This window comes from Acinetobacter sp. YH12043, assembly GCF_013419915.1.
In the GTDB taxonomy this organism is placed as follows: domain Bacteria; phylum Pseudomonadota; class Gammaproteobacteria; order Pseudomonadales; family Moraxellaceae; genus Acinetobacter.
The window spans coordinates 17,013-34,766 of sequence record NZ_VOZD01000022.1; the positions used below are offsets into that span (position 1 = coordinate 17,013).

15 protein-coding genes are annotated in these 17,754 nt (G+C 43.4%); 10 read left to right on the forward strand and 5 right to left on the reverse strand.

Going from position 1 to position 17,754, the window contains the following annotated elements:
• Nucleotides 1–301: 301 nt before the first annotated feature.
• The 5 genes from FTU01_RS11295 to dnaA form a co-directional block, all read right to left on the reverse strand.
• Nucleotides 302–649 (reverse strand): hypothetical protein, encoded by a 348-nt coding sequence (locus FTU01_RS11295; RefSeq protein ID WP_180012252.1) that lies wholly within the window; start codon nucleotides 647–649, stop codon nucleotides 302–304.
• 191 nt (nucleotides 650–840) lie between these two features.
• Nucleotides 841–3,306 (reverse strand): DNA topoisomerase (ATP-hydrolyzing) subunit B, encoded by a 2,466-nt coding sequence (gene gyrB / locus FTU01_RS11300; protein WP_166139278.1) that lies wholly within the window; start codon nucleotides 3,304–3,306, stop codon nucleotides 841–843.
• 54 nt (nucleotides 3,307–3,360) lie between these two features.
• Nucleotides 3,361–4,443: a DNA replication/repair protein RecF gene (gene recF, locus FTU01_RS11305; protein ID WP_166139276.1), complete on the reverse strand. Its 1,083-nt coding sequence runs from the start codon at nucleotides 4,441–4,443 to the stop codon at nucleotides 3,361–3,363.
• Between the two features lie 25 nt (nucleotides 4,444–4,468).
• A complete protein-coding gene (gene dnaN, locus FTU01_RS11310) occupies nucleotides 4,469–5,617 on the reverse strand; it encodes a DNA polymerase III subunit beta (protein ID WP_180139125.1) in 1,149 nt (382 codons plus the stop codon).
• 109 nt (nucleotides 5,618–5,726) lie between these two features.
• Complete coding sequence (gene dnaA / locus FTU01_RS11315; RefSeq protein ID WP_004780349.1) at nucleotides 5,727–7,109, reverse strand: chromosomal replication initiator protein DnaA; 1,383 nt, start codon at nucleotides 7,107–7,109, stop codon at nucleotides 5,727–5,729.
• 658 nt (nucleotides 7,110–7,767) lie between these two features.
• Here dnaA and rpmH point away from each other — a divergent pair.
• From rpmH to FTU01_RS11365, 10 genes are all read left to right on the forward strand, one after another.
• Nucleotides 7,768–7,902: a 50S ribosomal protein L34 gene (gene rpmH / locus FTU01_RS11320; RefSeq protein WP_000831329.1), complete on the forward strand. Its 135-nt coding sequence runs from the start codon at nucleotides 7,768–7,770 to the stop codon at nucleotides 7,900–7,902.
• A 29-nt stretch (nucleotides 7,903–7,931) separates the two neighbouring features.
• Nucleotides 7,932–8,327, forward strand: coding sequence for a ribonuclease P protein component (gene rnpA / locus FTU01_RS11325; protein WP_034706193.1), 396 nt, complete (start codon nucleotides 7,932–7,934; stop codon nucleotides 8,325–8,327).
• A 9-nt stretch (nucleotides 8,328–8,336) separates the two neighbouring features.
• Nucleotides 8,337–8,657 carry a membrane protein insertion efficiency factor YidD gene (gene yidD, locus FTU01_RS11330; protein WP_005233127.1) on the forward strand — a complete coding sequence of 107 codons (321 nt, stop codon included), beginning with the start codon at nucleotides 8,337–8,339 and terminating at the stop codon, nucleotides 8,655–8,657.
• A gap of 5 nt (nucleotides 8,658–8,662) precedes the next feature.
• A complete protein-coding gene (gene yidC, locus FTU01_RS11335) occupies nucleotides 8,663–10,426 on the forward strand; it encodes a membrane protein insertase YidC (RefSeq protein WP_180139128.1) in 1,764 nt (587 codons plus the stop codon).
• 91 nt (nucleotides 10,427–10,517) lie between these two features.
• Nucleotides 10,518–11,873, forward strand: a complete 1,356-nt coding sequence (mnmE, locus tag FTU01_RS11340; protein WP_125279429.1) for a tRNA uridine-5-carboxymethylaminomethyl(34) synthesis GTPase MnmE — start codon at nucleotides 10,518–10,520, stop codon at nucleotides 11,871–11,873.
• Nucleotides 11,874–12,078: 205 nt separating this feature from the next.
• Nucleotides 12,079–13,311 carry a tyrosine-type recombinase/integrase gene (locus tag FTU01_RS11345; protein ID WP_180139132.1) on the forward strand — a complete coding sequence of 411 codons (1,233 nt, stop codon included), beginning with the start codon at nucleotides 12,079–12,081 and terminating at the stop codon, nucleotides 13,309–13,311.
• Nucleotides 13,312–14,034: 723 nt separating this feature from the next.
• The gene (locus tag FTU01_RS11350) at nucleotides 14,035–14,271 is read left to right on the forward strand and encodes an AlpA family transcriptional regulator (protein WP_004814006.1); all 237 of its coding nucleotides are present in this window, start codon (nucleotides 14,035–14,037) and stop codon (nucleotides 14,269–14,271) included.
• A gap of 3 nt (nucleotides 14,272–14,274) precedes the next feature.
• Nucleotides 14,275–14,871: a hypothetical protein gene (locus FTU01_RS11355; protein ID WP_180139135.1), complete on the forward strand. Its 597-nt coding sequence runs from the start codon at nucleotides 14,275–14,277 to the stop codon at nucleotides 14,869–14,871.
• A 4-nt stretch (nucleotides 14,872–14,875) separates the two neighbouring features.
• Complete coding sequence (locus FTU01_RS11360; protein ID WP_180139138.1) at nucleotides 14,876–15,094, forward strand: helix-turn-helix domain-containing protein; 219 nt, start codon at nucleotides 14,876–14,878, stop codon at nucleotides 15,092–15,094.
• A gap of 102 nt (nucleotides 15,095–15,196) precedes the next feature.
• A complete protein-coding gene (locus tag FTU01_RS11365; protein WP_180139140.1) occupies nucleotides 15,197–17,626 on the forward strand; it encodes a DUF927 domain-containing protein in 2,430 nt (809 codons plus the stop codon).
• Nucleotides 17,627–17,754 lie beyond the last annotated feature (128 nt).

Sequence of the window (17,754 nt, forward strand, 5' to 3'; positions counted from 1 at the left end):
CCTGAACTGGTTGCCGTTAAAGAACATAGAAGATATGGCTCCAACTAGTCTTTTAAATTCAAAAACCCATTTTAAATTTAAAAACACTTATCCACAAGATAGAGAAATTAAATTTAAATTTAAAAAAATGAGAGATAAGAAAGGCAATATAACTTGTGGATAAATACTATCTTATTCACATAAAAAATATGGATAACTTTGCAGTTATCCACACGATTGATCAAGGTTTAAGTAAGATTTAAAACAACACTATTCAAATATTTTTAAAAAATTTCGAAGTAACTTAATAAATCATTGAAATTCAGGATTTCAAAAATCTAAGTTCTAGAATTTTCCATTCATCCTCTAGCTTCCAGATCTCCTGAAGACGCTGTTTATTATTTTCCAGTCCAATCAAGATCCGGCATTCGGTCTGATCTTCATTGTACTCGTATTCTTCATATTCTATGTCTGGCTTCAGCGGTTTCCATACGCCATTTTGTACCGCATGAGCGATCCGGTCATAACGCAGATAACTTCCTTCTACGCGGCCTTCCTGTTCAAAAACCACCTGAAAGTCCTGATGTTCATAGTGGCGCAGCACATCATAGTCGCCACTGTAGAATGCATTTGCCCAGATCTCACGTATTTCTTCAAGCTGGCTATCCATGGATAAACCTCTTTATAAATAAGACTTGATTCTACTGAACTAGGTTTTTTAAGACCTAGCATTAGCAGATCATTGGTCTAAAAACTGCTTAGATTAAAATTATTCTAAACAGTTCATCTGGCATTAATAGAAAATTTACGTAAAAAAAGCGCCTTAAAAGGCGCTTTTTCGTTTCGATTTATTCCGATGGATCAGGTATCAATATCGGCATTCAAGGCATTTTCTTCAATGAAGGCACGACGTGGTTCCACATCATCCCCCATCAAACAAGAGAACATGCGGTCTGCTTCAATTGCATCCTGCACCGTCACTTGTAGCATGTTACGGTTTTCCGGATCCATCGTAGTTTCCCACAACTGGTCCGCGTTCATCTCACCCAGACCTTTATAACGCTGGATCATCATGCCGCGGCGAGAGTCTTGCAGAATGTGCTGCCAAACCTGATGGAAACTGCTGACCTGAATCTTGCGCTCACCTTTCTGTAAATAAGCACCCTCTTCAAGCAGCGTGAACCAGCTTTTCGAATTTTTCAGTAAACGTGCATATTCACTTGAGCTGAGCAGGCTAGCATCTAGCAGGTAATGATGCGGCAGGTTATGCACATAAATTGTAATCCGTGGTAACCAGCTTTCTACGATCTGGCCATCAACATCTTTTTCAAAACGTTCCAGACTCAATTCAGGACGTAAACTTGGCTGGATTTTTTCAATCGCTGCACGCAGGTCTTCACCCCAGGTTTCCACATACGCTTTATCTTCCAGCTGATCCAGCTTGAATGCTTCGAGTGAAATCAACGCATCCAGCAAGCTTGCAGGATAACGTACAGTTAAACGTGCCAGGCTCTTCTGTGAAGTTTGATAATCAGTAATCACATTGGCCAGAGCTTCACCACGAATCGCAGGGGCATCGGCACTGATATGCAGTTCCAGCTCATCAATCGCATTCGAAATCAGGTAAGTTTCCAGTGCATCATTGTCCTTGATGTACTGTTCCTGCTTGCCTTTTTTCAACTTGTACAATGGTGGCTGTGCAATATAAATATGACCGCGTTCCACCAGTTCCGGCATTTGACGGAAGAAGAAGGTCAACAGCAACGTACGAATATGTGAACCATCCACGTCAGCATCGGTCATGATGATGATTTTGTGATAACGCAGCTTGTCCGGGTTATATTCTTCACGACCAATCCCACAGCCGAGTGCCGTAATCAGCGTACCCACTTCTGCAGAAGAAATCATACGGTCAAAACGGGCACGTTCCACGTTCAGGATCTTACCTTTTAGCGGCAGAATTGCCTGCATCTTACGGTTACGGCCCTGTTTTGCAGAACCGCCCGCAGAGTCACCTTCGACCAGGTACAGTTCAGATAAAGCTGGATCTTTCTCTTGGCAATCCGCCAGTTTACCTGGAAGACCGGCGATATCCAGCGCGCTCTTACGACGGGTCATTTCACGGGCTTTACGCGCCGCATCACGGGCACGCGCTGCATCAATGATCTTGCCTGCAATTGATTTAGCCGCCTGTGGATTCTCTAACAGATATTCAGAGAATGCCTTGTTCATGGCCTGCTCAACGGCAGATTTCACTTCACTCGATACCAGTTTTTCTTTGGTTTGTGAAGAGAATTTCGGATCCGGCACTTTTACTGACACAATCGCAGTCAAACCTTCACGCGCATCATCACCTGAAACCACAACTTTTTCTTTTTTCAGGATATTTTCACTGTCCATGTAGTTATTTAAACCACGGGTCAGTGCTGCACGGAAACCGGCTAAGTGAGTACCGCCATCTTTTTGCGGGATGTTGTTGGTAAAGCAGCGTACATTTTCCTGATAAGAATCATTCCATTGCAGTGCAACTTCTACACCAATGCCATTTTCCGCCTGAGTGGTGAAATGGAAAATGTCATTCAGGTGGGTTTTACCTTGGTTAATGTACTTAACAAACTCAGCCAAACCGCCTTCATAGTCAAAAATGTATTCGGCATTGATACGTTCGTCACGTAATACGATTCGTACACCTGCATTTAGGAAGGACAGTTCACGTAAACGACGCGCCAAGATATCGACATTAAAAATGGTCTGACTAAAGGTTTCAGCACTTGGCCAGAAACGCACGCGAGTACCGGTCTTATCGGTCTCACCCACCACTTTTAACGGGAATTGTGGATCACCATGACGGTATTCCTGTTCATGGATTTTACCGGCACGATGAATAGTTAATTCCAGTTTTTCTGACAATGCATTTACTACGGATACACCTACACCGTGCAGACCGCCAGAAACTTTATAGCTGTTATCATCAAACTTACCGCCAGCATGCAGAATGGTTAAAATTACTTCTGCAGCAGACACACCTTCTTCAGGGTGAATGTCGGTCGGAATACCACGGCCATTATCTGATACTGAAACTGATTCATCTTCATGAATAGTCACTAAAATTTCATCACAGTGACCTGCCAGCGCCTCATCAATCGAGTTATCTACGACCTCGAAGACCATGTGGTGTAAGCCGGTACCATCGTCTGTATCACCAATGTACATGCCTGGACGCTTACGTACTGCGTCTAAACCACGTAATACCTTGATGCTAGAGGAATCATAAGCTTTTTCAGTGGTTTGTTCTGTTTGAGAAGCAGCTTGATCTTCTGAACTCATGGTTTCTCCCTAGTGAAATATAGGTTTATCCAAAGATAGGTAAAAATTTAAAAACTATTGCACAACAACTTGAACTGTACCGTTTTCAACATTGAATAACTGATATGAGATAGACAGATCATGTAGGTGCTTTTGTACTGATTCATGGTCTAAAGTGGTAATAAAAACTTGACTACCAAGCTGGCTCAATCGCTCAATTAAACGTTGTTGTGCGGTTAAATCTAATTCTGCTGTCACATCATCTAATAATACCACAGTTTCCTTATTACAAGAATGCAGCATTGCGATTTGCGACAGTTTAAGTGCCATCATTAAAAGCTTTTTTTGTCCACGGGACAGGATCACATCAGCATCCCCCAAAGGGGTCTTGAGACGCAAATCTGCGCGATGTGGACCATATTCGGTATAGCGTCGTTCCACATCTTTATCATGATGATTAGTCAGGTCATTCAGCAGGCCGTTTTCGCTGTGAAAGCCAGGGCTGTATTCCAGAGAAATCTCCAGATCAGGCAGTAGATGCTTGAGATCATCCTCAAAAAATGGCTTCCACTGTTCCACGATGCCGACACGCTGGGAGTGCAAAATCTCGCCATACTCACTCAGCATCTGGTTCCACGGTTCCAGATCAGACAAACTTAGAAAACGTTTGGATTTAAGCAGGCTGTTCCGCTGTTTTAAGGCTCGTGAATAATATTGCCAGGCATGATAAAACTCTGGTTCCACGTGGAACATTAACCAGTCCAATAACTGACGACGTGGTTTGGCGCCATGATCGATAATATCGGTACTTTGTGGATCAAGCAGTTGTAAGGGCAACATTTTAGCAAGCTGGCCTTGAGTCGCAATCGCATCGCCATTGACCTTAATCAGCTGTTCCCCGCTGGCCATTTTTTGCATGCCGACTTTTTCAGTTTCCGATTGGGCGAACACAATCGCATCCGAGGCGCCATGCTGAATGTAATTTTTCGGGATATGGGTACGAAAGGAACGTCCTGTGGCCAGTAAATGAATGGCTTCCAGTACTGAAGTCTTGCCTGAACCATTCTGGCCATAAAAAACATTAAACGGTTGCAATCCCTGGAGTGCAACCGTTTTTAAGTTTCGTACACGTTCAATATGAAGACGCGTAATATGCATAGCGTTGGCTTAACTCAGCTGTCGCTTAGACACGCATTGGCATCACGACATAAGTCTGATCGGTATGAGATGGATCCTGAACCAGCACAGACTGATTCGCTTCAGTCATGGTCATCGACACATCTTCACCGTCCAGTACCCCTAGCACTTCAATCAGGTATTGCGCATTGAATGACATTTCCAGTGGTGCATCTGCATACTGGATGGCCAGATCTTCAATCGCCTCATCCTGTTCCGGGTTATTGGCACGAAGTTGTAATGAACCGGCATTAAAGTTCAGGAATACGCCACGTAGTTTTTCATTACTCAAAATAGCCACGCGTTGTAAAGATTGCTTAAACACGTCATGCGCAATAATCACATTCTTGTCGCCACCACGTGGAATCACACGGCGGTAGTCCGGGAATTTACCGTCAATCAGTTTCGTGGTGAAACGAACTGTGATATCGGTCTGTTCTTTATCACGGCTGGCCATGCGAATGGTCACATTCAATAATTCACGACCAATCAGCAGAGAAAGCTGCTCATCTTCAACGCTTAATAAACGTTGCAATTCAGCGACTGCCTTACGTGGAACAATGGCTTGAATCGGTTGAGTTGCTGTCGATTGTGCTGCTGTTTCACACAGTGCCAAGCGGTGACCATCTGTCGTTACCGCACGAAGCTGATTGGCGTCAATTTCAAGTAAAGTACCGGTCAGGTAGAAACGTACGTCCTGCACTGCCATTGCGAAAGCCGTTTTTTCAAACAGACGCTTTAATTCGCGCTGAGTCACAGTCACTTGCGTGCCTTGGGTATTTTCAGTATTCAATAATGGATAGTCATCCGCAGGCAAAGTACCGAGCACAAAACGACTATTTCCAGATTTCAGAATACAACGCTGGTCATCAGTAATTTGCAGGTCGATCAGGGCTGCTGATGGCAGAGATTTACAGATATCAATCAGCTTACGTGCTGGAACAGTGGTTTCACCGGCTTGCAGACATGCACCTTCAGCCAACTGGGTGCTAGCAACCAGTTCTACTTCCAAGTCGGAACCAGTGACGATCAAAGCTTCAGCAGTCACCTGGATTTTCAGGTTTGAAAGAATATTTAAGGTATGGCGACGTTCAACCGCTCCTACGACATGTGAGAGAACATTCAGTAAGCTTTCTTTCGCGATTTTTAAACGCACGGTACATTCCTCTAAAGCTGAAGATTAATAAGATAAAAGTTGAATTTTTAGCAGTTAACTATGCGGCAAAACAGGCCGCATAGCAAGAACAGAATTTGAGCGTTTTAGGTCAACTCTGCAACAGGCGTTGCAGGTTTTTATAGTCCTCATTGAAGATCGGATCTTCTTCACGCAAGCTCTGTACTTTTTCGCAGGCATGCATGACTGTACTGTGATCTCGACCACCAAAAGCCATACCAATTTCTGGGAAACTGTCTCCAGTCAGTTCACGTGCCAGACCCATTGCAAGCTGACGTGGACGGGCATAAATACGGGTACGTTTTGGACCTACCAGCTCTTTAAGCGGAATGCGAAAATACTCACTCACTACACGCTGGATATTTTCAGTACTGATGGTACGGGCACGAATTGCGAGGACATCTTTCAAAGACTCACGTACCACATCCAGATCAATCGGCGTTCCTTTAAAACGCGAGATCGCCACCACTTTATTAAGCGCACCTTCAAGTTCACGGACGTTCGCTACCACTTGTTGGGCGATAAATAGCGCACAGTTACGTGGTAAGTCTACACCAGTGTTTTCAGCTTTTTTCAGCAAGATTTCAATGCGAGTTTCAATATCGGGTGGTTCCACACCCACAGAAAGTCCCCAGGAAAAACGTGAAACCAGACGTGGATCCAGTTCGGTCAATTCTTTAGGATAACGATCCGAGGTGAGAATAATTTGCTTCGATTCATCCAGCAACGCGTTAAAGGTATAGAAGAACTCCACCAGACTGGCTTCTTTACCTGCCAGCAAATGAATATCATCAACCAGCAAAAGATCCAGTGAACGGCAGTTTTTCTTAAACTCTTCAACCTTGCCCTGTTGTAGGGAACTGACAAAATCCTGCACAAAGCTTTCCGCAGTCATATACATTACGCGGGCATTGGGTTTTGCCTGTAATAATGCATTCCCGACTGCCTGCATCAAGTGGGTTTTACCCAGACCAGTCGGACCATATAAAAATAGCGGGTTATGTTGTGAAGCCCCGAGTTGGGTTAACACCTTACGACAAGTTTCAGCCGCCATCTGGTTAGAACGGCCTTCAACAAATAACGAGAAGGTAAATAAAGGGTTCAGCTGACGTTTACGGCTATTTTTGCCTGAATCTTCTTTTTCTTTCTTAGGACGCGGTGCTGGCGCAACCACAGGTGCAGATTCCAAAGCCGCTGTTGTCGTCGCTGGCTGTTCACTGGCAGATAAAATTGCACCTGGACGTGAATCCACCAGAATTTCAACTTTACGTACGCGACCTTCAGACAGCTGTTCGGCCAAAATCGAAATCAGTTCCAGATGATGCTCTTGAATGTAGCGCGTCCAATACGGATTAGGTGCATAAAGACGCAGGGTATCGTCCAGCTCTTCTGCAACCAACGGGCGAATCCACATTGTAAAGACATTTCCAGAGAGCTCTTGTCGCAAGCGATTTAAGCAGTCTGTCCAAAGCATGTGAATCCCCTATTCATTCCATTGTTAATCAAAAAGGCTGACCGCGACCAAAGCGGGTCGCCATTCTAACCAAGTTATCCACATCTGTCATGGCAATTTCCACAGATTTTGCGCAAAAAGCAGTCATGGTGGATAAATTTAAATTTAAAAAGCTGGTGTGGATAAGTTTATCCGCAAGCTGTGGATAAAATATAACACAAAGTTATCCACAAAGTATAAAATTAATAAAAACAGTTTTATCCACAAACTAAGTTTTTGTTTATTTAATACAAAATTAGCTTTTCCACAGAAAAAGTCCATCCTAATAGTAATAAATTTAAATTTATAAATTTGAATTTATTTATAAGATTCGGTTCTTTTGTGGATAACTAAGAAAAGTTTAAATTTAAATTCAAAACTCATGGGTTAAATTTAGATTTCACATAAGTTGTGGATAACTATGTTGATATAAGTGTTAATAACTTATATTTAATTTTAAAACAAATAGTTATATTGTGGTTAACTTATATATAGGTATTTGAATACAATTTTTTTAATCCCTATTTACAATTTTGATTTCAGTCTTATTTGAAAAGAAAGTGGCTTTTGCATTGACAGCTCAAGCAATGAGCACTAAAATCGCGGACCTTTATAGAAAGATCATTTTTGGAGTTTCAATATGAAACGTACATTCCAACCATCTGAATTAAAGCGTAAACGCGTTCATGGTTTCCGTGCTCGTATGGCTACTAAAGCTGGTCGTCAAGTTCTAGCTCGCCGTCGTGCAAAAGGTCGTCACAGCTTAACTGTTTAATCAGTTAGGCTTTGCCGATTTTGGGTGTTATGACTACACTTTATAGTTTTGGTACAGAGCTTCGTTTACGCTGTGCTGCAGATTATAAAGGAGTCTTTGATGGTGCGCTTTTTAAAGTGCATCAACCCCATTTCCTTTTTCTTGCAAAACATTCCGAACTGCCAAACAGCCGTTTGGGTTTAGTTGTTGCCAAGAAAAAAGTGCGCCGTGCGCACGAACGAAATCGAGTAAAACGACTTGCTCGCGAAAGTTTTCGCCTGCATCAACAGCAACTAGATGATTTGGATATTGTGGTTATGCCTAAAGTAGGTATAGAAGCAGTGCCGAACGCAGAGTTGCATCAGCAATTACAATTTGCCTGGCAGAAACTCAACCGTCTTGCCAAAAAGCATTCCAAAATAGCATCATCCTCCCCACAAAAGTAGAGATGGCCAATGGTACGTTTACTGCATTGGTTAATACGTTTCTATCAGATTGCGATTAGTCCTTTATTGGGACCACGCTGTCGTTATATTCCAACATGTTCTCAATATTCCTTGGAAGCAGTCCATACACATGGAGCTGTACGTGGTGTGTGGCTGGCTACTAAGCGTATTTGCCGTTGTCATCCGTGGGGTGGCTCTGGATATGATCCGGTTCCCCCGAAAGCGATTCGTTTTATTTCATTTCAGCAAATAGATTCTCAAACGCTTCACGTTGCTGTACCCTTTCGTGATCGTTTATTGAACCAAAATCACTCTAACCACTTGGGGTAATACATATGCAACAATGGGCCAGGATTGCAATTCTCGGAGCCATGTTTGTTGTCGCATATTTGCTCATTTTGGCGTGGCAAAAAGATTATGGCAATGCTGAAACCAAACCACAGCAAGAAGCTGCGGTTGTTTCACATGAAGTATCTGCAGATTTGCCAAATGCTCAGACGGCGACGACCGCCTCTGATCTGCCACAAGCAAATATGCCAGCGCAGCAAGCAACGGATGCCACCGCACCTGTAAGTCAGCAGCTTATTTCAGTACAAACTGACCTTTATCATCTTTGGATCAATCCTAAAGGTGGTGATATTGTTCGTGTTGAATTACTCAATCATGACAAGAATAAAGACAGCGATGAACCGTTCGTCATGCTGGAAAGCGATGCGAAACGGACTTATGTCGCCCAGTCGGGTCTGATCGGTCTGAATGGACCGGACAGCAGCCGTAATGGCCGTCCAACCTATGAGCTGGAAAAAACGGTTTATACACTGGCAGATGCCAAAGCCGCTAAAAATAAAGATGGCGAAACTGTCAAAGTACTTTCTGTACCTATGGTCTTTAAAACGGCTGATGGTGTAGAAGTCATTAAAACCTTCAACTTTACTGAAGGTGAATATCCGGTAGTTGTGAATCACAAAGTGGTCAACCGCAGCGGCCAGACCTGGCAAGGTCAGATGTTCGGTCAGATCAAACGTGACAATTCCGAAGATCCAGGTAAATCTGATCAGGGTATCTTCACACTGGGAACGTTCCTGGGCGGCGCTTGGGGTACACCGGATGAAAACTACAACAAGTTAAAATTTGACAACTTTGTTGAAGAAAAACTGAATACCGAAGCCAAAGGTGGCTGGGTTGCAATGGTTCAGCACTACTTCGTGAGTGCCTGGGTGCCAGGTAACCTGAAATTGACTCAAGCCAATGGTGAAGCCTACAGTGCGAAGCTGGAATCACGTAAATCAACTGATAACATGAATATCATTGGTTTTACTTCTCCAACTTTCAATGTGCCTGCAGGCACCGTAGCTGAAATCGATGCGACCTTCTACTCTGGTCCAAAAGTTCAATCGGAGCTGAAAGACCTAGCGACTGGTCTGAACCAGACTGTAGATTATGGCTGGTTATGGCCAATTGCCAAACTGCTGTTTGTTGGTCTTGAGCTCTTCCATGGTCTAGTGGGTAACTGGGGTTGGGCAATCATCCTGTTAACCGTACTGGTGAAACTGATCCTGTGGCCATTGTCGTCGAAGAGCTACCGCTCTATGGCGAAAATGCGTGTGATTGCACCTGAAATGCAACGCATGAAAGAAGAGTTTGGTGAAGACCGTATGCGCTTCTCTCAGGAAATGATGGCACTGTACAAACGTGAGCAGGTGAATCCACTTGCTGGCTGTTTACCATTGTTACTGCAAATGCCAATTTTCCTGGCACTGTACTGGGTATTGATGGAATCTGTAGAACTGCGTCATGCACCATGGATGTTCTGGATTCAGGATTTATCTTCAATGGATCCTTGGTTCATCCTGCCATTGATCATGGGTGCGACCATGTATATTCAGCAGATGCTGAATCCGCAGCCAACTGATCCAATGCAGGCGAAAGTGTTCAAGATTATGCCAGTGATCTTTACAGTATTCTTGCTGTTCTTCCCGGCAGGTCTGGTGTTGTACTGGATTGTGAACAACTTGATCACGATCTTGCAGCAAACACTGATCAACAAGTCTGTTGCCAAAGACCGTGCTAAACGCGATGAGGCAACACCAGTCAACTAAGTTGTACTGATGGGCTGAATAAATCCGCTTAAGATGGTAATCTTGAGCGGATTTTTTTTGCTGTATTTTTAAGTTTTTCTAGGTGAATGTTATGCTCGACCGAACTACGATTGCTGCGATTGCAACTCCCCCAGGACGTGGCGGTGTAGGTGTCATTCGCCTGTCGGGTCCCAAGTCTTATGAAATTGCCCAGGCCTTGAGCCAAAAAGATTTGCCCAAAGCCCGTTTTGCCGGGTTCCGTCAGTTCTATGATGCAGCTGGTGAAGTGATGGACGAAGGTCTGGTGATCTGCTTCCCGAATCCGAATTCCTTTACTGGTGAAGATGTAGTAGAACTGCAAGGTCATGGTGGCCCGGTGATTCAGAATGCCCTGTTGGGCCGTTTGCTGGAACTGGGTGCCACTGCAGCCAAAGCCGGTGAATTCTCGATGCGTGCCTTTGAGAATGGCAAGCTGGATCTGGTACAGGCTGAAGCCATTGCCGATCTGATTGATGCGACCTCCCAAGCGGCTGCCCGGTCTGCAGTCCGTTCGCTGCAAGGGGCATTCTCGACTAAGGTCAATACGGTATTAGAACAGCTGATTCATTTGCGTTTGCATGTCGAAGCGGCGATTGATTTTCCTGAAGAAGAAATCGACTTCCTGGCGGATGGCAAGATTTTAAATCTGCTGGATGGCGTGGCGAATGCCGTCACTCAGGTTCAGCAATCTGCACGTCAGGGGCAGTTACTGCGCGAAGGTCTACAAGTGGTGATTGCCGGTAAACCGAATGCAGGTAAATCTTCCTTGCTCAATGCCCTAGCAGGTAATGAACGTGCGATTGTGACCGATATTGCAGGGACAACCCGTGATGTATTGCATGAAAAGATCACATTGAATGGCCTGCCGATTACCCTGACCGATACTGCTGGTCTGCGGGAAACCGGCGATATCGTGGAAAAAGAAGGCATTCGCCGCGCGATTAAAGAAATTGAACAGGCCGATCTGCTGTTGCTGGTTTATGACCTGAGCCAAGGTGATGACCCATTACAACTCGCTCAAGAATATTTTGCCGAGCATCTCGAGCCAAAACGTCTGATCCTGATTGGGAATAAAGCCGATTTGACCGGTGCCGATGCTGTCATGGGGGATTTTAAGGGCTTCCGTCACATTACCGTTTCAGCCAAGCAAGAAACTGGCGTCCAGTCGCTCATAGATGCGATTACGGCGCATGCAGGCTTCCAGCCTGAAGAAGATACCTTTATTGCCCGTACCCGCCATTTAGACGCAATGAAGCGCACTCAGATGTACCTAGCTGAAGCCCGTGAGCAACTTGTAGTGTATAACGCAGGTGAACTGGTCGCAGAGTCTTTACGTCTGGCACAGAATGCGCTGGGCGAAATTACGGGTGACTTTAGTGCGGATGACCTGCTGGGCAAGATCTTTGGATCGTTCTGTATTGGAAAGTAATTTCAATTTAAGCCTATATTCCAGTAAATTCTAATAAGTTCCAATGATAATTAAATAGCATTAAGTTTTAATAGCTTAGTGCTTTTTTTATGTCTTTTTATTGTTCCAATATGTTCTATACGTTCATCTAGTGCTATGATTTTTTTAGTCACCTACTAGCTACGTGACAATAAAACCTTATTTTCATGCCTGAGTGACTAGAGTAATGCCAAAAATGAACGGCCTGTTTTTCTCTACTGATAGAGAGATTCAAAACCTGAAACCACAAGACAAGCGATATTCAGTTAAAGACAAGCTGAATAATGGCCTGTTTATTGAGGTGAAGGAATCAGGCGTTAAGTCATGGCACTATCGTTACTCACTGGCAGGCAAGCAAGAACGGCTTGTTATAGGTCGTTATCCTGACTTGTCATTGAAGGATGCTAGACAGATCAGGGATGAATCCGCCTCATTGGTGGCTAAAGGTATTTCACCAAAACAAGATAAGACCAAACCTAAAGGTATTTTGTTCAAGGACTACGGCGAACGCTATTTAAAAGAAGTCATTAAAAAAGACCGCAAAGACCCTTACAACATGGTTTTATGCCTGAGCAATGATATTTATCCGATGATGGGCCATATTCCATTAGATCAGATCAGTATTGAAGATATACGCCGTACTATATGGCGTAAAAAAGAACAGGGATATGATGCAGCAGCTAACCAAGTCAGAGGCTTGTTAAAGCGCATGTTTGATTATGCAATGACTTTGGGCCTTGTACCATATAACCCTGTTTTGGCTATCCCATCACGGCACGTACACAAGGCAAAGCCTAGAGATAGATATTTAAGTACAAATGAAATCCGTACCTATTACACCACCTTACTAAATTCGAGAATCTATAGACCTAGAAAGCTGGGCCTTTTGCTGTCATTGCTGACATTGGTTAGAAAGTCAGAGCTATTGAGGGCTAAATGGGAGCATATCGACTTTGATAGCCGTATATGGCTTATCCCTGAAACAAAGGCCGACAGTGCGACAGGCCATAGCCGTGAAATGGTCGTTTATATGTCGGATCAGGTGATGGAGATATTTAAGGAACTCAAAGCGATTGCAGGCAATGAGCCTTTTGTATTTGTAGGCAGAAAGCCAGGTACTCATATCAGCCATAACGCATTTAATACGGCGCAAAAGGCAGCACTGGCACTAACAGACTTGCCACCGTTTACCGTGCATGACTTGAGAAGAACGGCCAGCACCCATTTAAACGAGCAAGGTTTTAATAGTGATGCAATCGAGGCTTGTTTAAACCATACGGCCAAAGGTGTAAGGGGTGTATATAACAAAGCCAAGTATGAAAAAGAACGCACAGAGATGATGCAGAAATGGAGTAATCATATTTTTAGTGTGATTTATGAACCGAATCTGATCTTTTTTAATCAGGCTAAAGGTGCTTAATTGTATCTAATTGTAACTTGCTGAATTATTAATTATTCATATATGACTAATAGTAATGCTATTCAATTTATAACTTTGGTTATATTAGATTTATAGCAAAAGTGAGGTAAAACGACTTAAACCGAATTAAATAGAGTTAAATTGAAGTTTAAAGCCTATAACTCAGGTTATATTTTTTTAATAGTACTGTTATTCAAAAGTGAATTATTTAAGTAGTGAGGTGTTACTGAAGATGTCGCGCTTGTTGGGTAAAGAGGTAGCCATTTAAGCAAAACTCTTATAAAGTAAAACATAGAGTTCCAATGTATTTATTAGGAACTTAATGAATGTCTATCATACCTTTTTAAAGGTGTATTTAGACCCACAAACAAAAAAAGGCCAGCATTGCAGTGCTAACCTTTTTCCGTGGTGACAAGCGATTGCAGTCGCAAAATCACCAAATGTTTTTAACCGCCGTGACAGGCACAAAACTAAAGGAACTTTAGAAATGTAAAACGATTAAAAACTAATTTTGTTAAATTGGTTTAACAGTATTTATAGTAGTTCAAACATGGCATAAGTCAACATATTGTTTACTAAACTGAACATTTGTTGTTAGTCATTAGAATCTATTGAACAGCTATATGCTGCTATATCTGATTAATAAAACTTAGTTTTTCCCTCTTAATTACTTTTCTATTCCCTATTTTGTGTCTAGGCATTTCCATTATGGAGAATGTTTAGATGACTTTATCTAAAGAACAAAAAATCGAAAATGTACGCCTGATCCGCCGTAAAGAAGTGCAGGCCAAAACTGGTTTGGGTGCATCGTCAATTTACGCAATGATGCAACAAGGCACGTTCCCGAAAGCAGTCAATATTTCTGAACGTCGCGTGGCCTGGATTGAATCCGATGTAGACCAGTGGATTAATGAACGCATAGCAAGCCACAAAGCCACCATTGCAACGATGGAGGCTTGAGCTATGGAAATTACTCTACAAGATGCGATTAGCATCACCCAGCAAGCGCAAAACAAACTTGAGCAGATCAGCCATGCAGGAAACGGCGAGCAGATAAAGAGCCTTTTTACTGATGTATCTGACTTCACTTGCTTGGCCCTTGATTACTTGCCTGATGAACTTAAAACCGAAGCCAATGCAAGACAGATTGAACAGGCAATTGACCTGCTAGACCATGTTTCTATCCGAGCATCCGAATTAAGTGCAGAGGTATTTTCTAAGCCTTATTCAATTGATGACTACCTAAAGGCTGAGGCCAGCAAGCTAAATACCTTTTTACGCTTGGCACTGGAAACCTTGAGCATTACAGACCCAGCCGATCTATACGCCTATGCCCTTGCTTCATATTGTCCGACTGGCCAAGCGGATCAGGAAGCAGATTTAATCGTAAATGATGAAGCTATGAAGTTTTTAGAGGTTAAAGGCTTTAACGGAACGATTAAAGAGCTACTCAGTGAACATGCTGACATGGTGAAGAAATCAGGTGTTAAGGACGTTCTGATAATCCATATCGGAACGATTCACAAGCTGACTGATGCACTATCAGGAATGGGAGCATAAGAACATGAACAACACCCAATTAAAACAAGTCCTAGCACACCTCAAGCAAGGCAAGACCATTTCACAGGCCGAGGCTATCGACCTTTTCAACTGCTACCGCCTGAGCGCAATCATTCAGCGTTTACGAAATGCAGGCTATGACATTGTGACCCATAACGAGCGCAATAATTCAGGTATTGGCCGTAATGCGCGTTATGAACTTATTAAGCAGGTGGCAGCATGAAACAGTATTTATTCGATCTTATGCTTGGCTTGTTCTACGGCGTAATCTTCATTCTAGTTTTGCTAGGCGTTTCGCGCTTAGTTCAAGCATAAAGGGGCAATTATGAACGCACTTCACAAAAGCCCCGATACACTAGATCAAGCCAAAGATATTTTAGCGCAATGTACACAGCTTGTATCGTTTAATGATGCCTATTCATCACATCCATTAATACAGCGTTTTGGCAGTCCTGAGCAGCCGATTTATGTTGATGATGGCAATGTGGATATAAACGGCGTTACCTATGCACAGCCTTTGATTATGCCTATCTATGATGGGCAAATGGAGCTTGTTCAATGTGCAGTCATGCAGGATGGGCAGCGTGTGGCCGTCATACCTGATGGACTGGCTAAAGGTTTTGTAAGGTATGGTGATTTTGACCATGCCAAGCCTGTCATTATCACGTACAGCCTAGAGGCTTTCTTTAAGGTCGCACAGACTGGGTACGCCGTTGTATTGGTGCTACTGCCTACCCTATGCAGCAACCATAAAACAGAACTCAAGCCGTTTGATTTTGAACAAATACAGTTCGTTATTAATCAGCTATCACAGGCAGGTTATAAGCAGCTTTACCTACCTGTCAGAATTGAGCAAATGCACCTTGAGCCATTCAAAGCATTGGAGCAGAACACGGCTGTTAGGCTGCTATGCCAGTATTTAAAAATTGGTGTAAGTGAATTTCAGATCGAACTGACCCAGCATGAAAGTGTAAGTGAGGTGCTGGCGTTTATTGATGAAGCTATAGAGGCTTTACCAGTAAAAAGTATTTTACCCAAAGGCCACCTGGCTAAACCTATGAAATGGGAAAACGGACATTTCCACATCACAGAGGATGGGCTTTATTTTGTTGACGAAGATAAGAACGGCATAAGCCACAAGCGTTTTATCTCAAGCCCTGTATTGGTCGTTGCAAAGACTAGGGATAATTCTAGTAATAACTGGGGTGTATTGCTCAAGTGGAAGGATGACAACGAGGTAGAACACACACAGGCCCTATCTATGGAGCTATTCCAGACGGACGGCGCAGACCTACGCAAAGCATTGTCTTACCAGGGTGTAATGATTGCACCTGACCAACGAGCAAGAAACCTTTTTCAATGCTATTTAATGAGTTATCAAACAGGTCAATATGCCTTATGTGTGGATCGGGTCGGCTGGCATGATGACGTATTTGTACTACCTCATAAGCAGATCGGACAAAGCAGCAGTGATTTAATTGTTTATCAGGCTAACAATGCCCTAGATAACCGTTATCAAAGCAAAGGCACACTAGAGCAATGGCGAAGTAATGTAGCGCAATTGGCAGAGAATCATAGCTTGTTGGCTTTTTCATTGTGTACGGCCTTTGCTGGGCAACTGCTAGACCCTCTTAACCAGCAAGGCGGAGGCTTTCATATCAAGGGCAGTTCATCCAAAGGGAAAAGCACAGCCTTAAACCTTGCGAGTTCCGTGTGGGGAAATCCAAAGCAGTTTTATAGGACATGGAGAGCCACAGGGAACGCCTTAGAGCATACAGCGTATATGCACAATGACAGCTTTTTAGTGCTGGATGAAATCGGGGAGATAGCGAACCCCAAAGAGCTAGGCAATGTCGTTTATATGCTTGCCAATGGTTTAGGTAAAGGTCGAATGACCAAGCAAATTACAGCAAAACCTATGCACCAGTGGAAAGTTATTTTTCTATCCAGTGGTGAAAAAAGCCTTAAAGACATTATGACCGAGCAAGGCCAAAAGACTAAGCTGGGGCAAGAAATACGCTTGGCTGATATTGATATAGACCAGTCTGAGTACGGTATTTTTGATTGTATCGACTTTGCAGAGGATGGGGCAAAGCAAGCGATTGAACTGAGTAAACGCATGGCAGACTGCTACGGCGTGGCTGGCATTGCATGGCTTGAGTATCTGACCAGCAACAAAGGCGAGCGCATGGACGAAGCTAGAGAGCTTTTAGACCAGTATCGCCAAGCCTTAACCGTGAACCAGTCGCAAGGGCATATTGTCCGAGTGGCTAACTACTTTGCATTGGTGGCAACGGCTGGAGAGCTGGCAACAAAGGCCAATATTACAGGCTGGAAAACAGGCACAGCGTTTAACGCCGTACAAAAGATATTTAATCAATGGCTGGGCAGTTTTGAGCAGGTCGGAGATTATGAGAATCGGGAAATTGTGACCCATGTTAAGGCATTCTTTGAGGCGAATGAATCAAGCCGTTTTGAAGCTATTACACCCGATCCCGATCATATCGAGCGTATCAATAACCGTGTCGGCTACTGGAAGATAGAGAACGGCGAAAAGATATTTTATGTATTGCCTGAGCAGTTTAAAAATGAAGTCTGCAAAGGTTATGACAGTCGCAAAGCAGCAAGGGCCTTACTAGCTTACAACCTACTTGAGCATGACACAGGCAAGACCAGCAAGACCGCAAGAATCCCATCACGGAAAAACGCAGTGAAGGTTTACGCCGTCAAAGAGGCTATTTTTAGCTGGGAATAGTAAAAAACGAAGGTAACAGAGGTAACACAGGTAACAACCGCATGAATAAAGGCTTTCAGGCGTTACCTATTGAAAATGGTAACAGGTAACAGAGGTAACAAGTTCTAAATTTTCCCTCATTTGTTACC

Coding starts and splice junctions, on each gene's coding strand:
- FTU01_RS11295 (WP_180012252.1), bottom strand. CDS start 649: ATGGATAGCCAGCTTGAAGAAATACGTGAGATCTGGGCAAATGCATTC.
- gyrB (WP_166139278.1), bottom strand. CDS start 3,306: ATGAGTTCAGAAGATCAAGCTGCTTCTCAAACAGAACAAACCACTGAA.
- recF (WP_166139276.1), bottom strand. CDS start 4,443: ATGCATATTACGCGTCTTCATATTGAACGTGTACGAAACTTAAAAACG.
- dnaA (WP_004780349.1), bottom strand. CDS start 7,109: ATGCTTTGGACAGACTGCTTAAATCGCTTGCGACAAGAGCTCTCTGGA.
- rpmH (WP_000831329.1), top strand. CDS start 7,768: ATGAAACGTACATTCCAACCATCTGAATTAAAGCGTAAACGCGTTCAT.
- rnpA (WP_034706193.1), top strand. CDS start 7,932: ATGACTACACTTTATAGTTTTGGTACAGAGCTTCGTTTACGCTGTGCT.
- yidD (WP_005233127.1), top strand. CDS start 8,337: ATGGTACGTTTACTGCATTGGTTAATACGTTTCTATCAGATTGCGATT.
- yidC (WP_180139128.1), top strand. CDS start 8,663: ATGCAACAATGGGCCAGGATTGCAATTCTCGGAGCCATGTTTGTTGTC.
- mnmE (WP_125279429.1), top strand. CDS start 10,518: ATGCTCGACCGAACTACGATTGCTGCGATTGCAACTCCCCCAGGACGT.
- FTU01_RS11345 (WP_180139132.1), top strand. CDS start 12,079: ATGCCAAAAATGAACGGCCTGTTTTTCTCTACTGATAGAGAGATTCAA.
- FTU01_RS11350 (WP_004814006.1), top strand. CDS start 14,035: ATGACTTTATCTAAAGAACAAAAAATCGAAAATGTACGCCTGATCCGC.
- FTU01_RS11355 (WP_180139135.1), top strand. CDS start 14,275: ATGGAAATTACTCTACAAGATGCGATTAGCATCACCCAGCAAGCGCAA.
- FTU01_RS11360 (WP_180139138.1), top strand. CDS start 14,876: ATGAACAACACCCAATTAAAACAAGTCCTAGCACACCTCAAGCAAGGC.
- FTU01_RS11365 (WP_180139140.1), top strand. CDS start 15,197: ATGAACGCACTTCACAAAAGCCCCGATACACTAGATCAAGCCAAAGAT.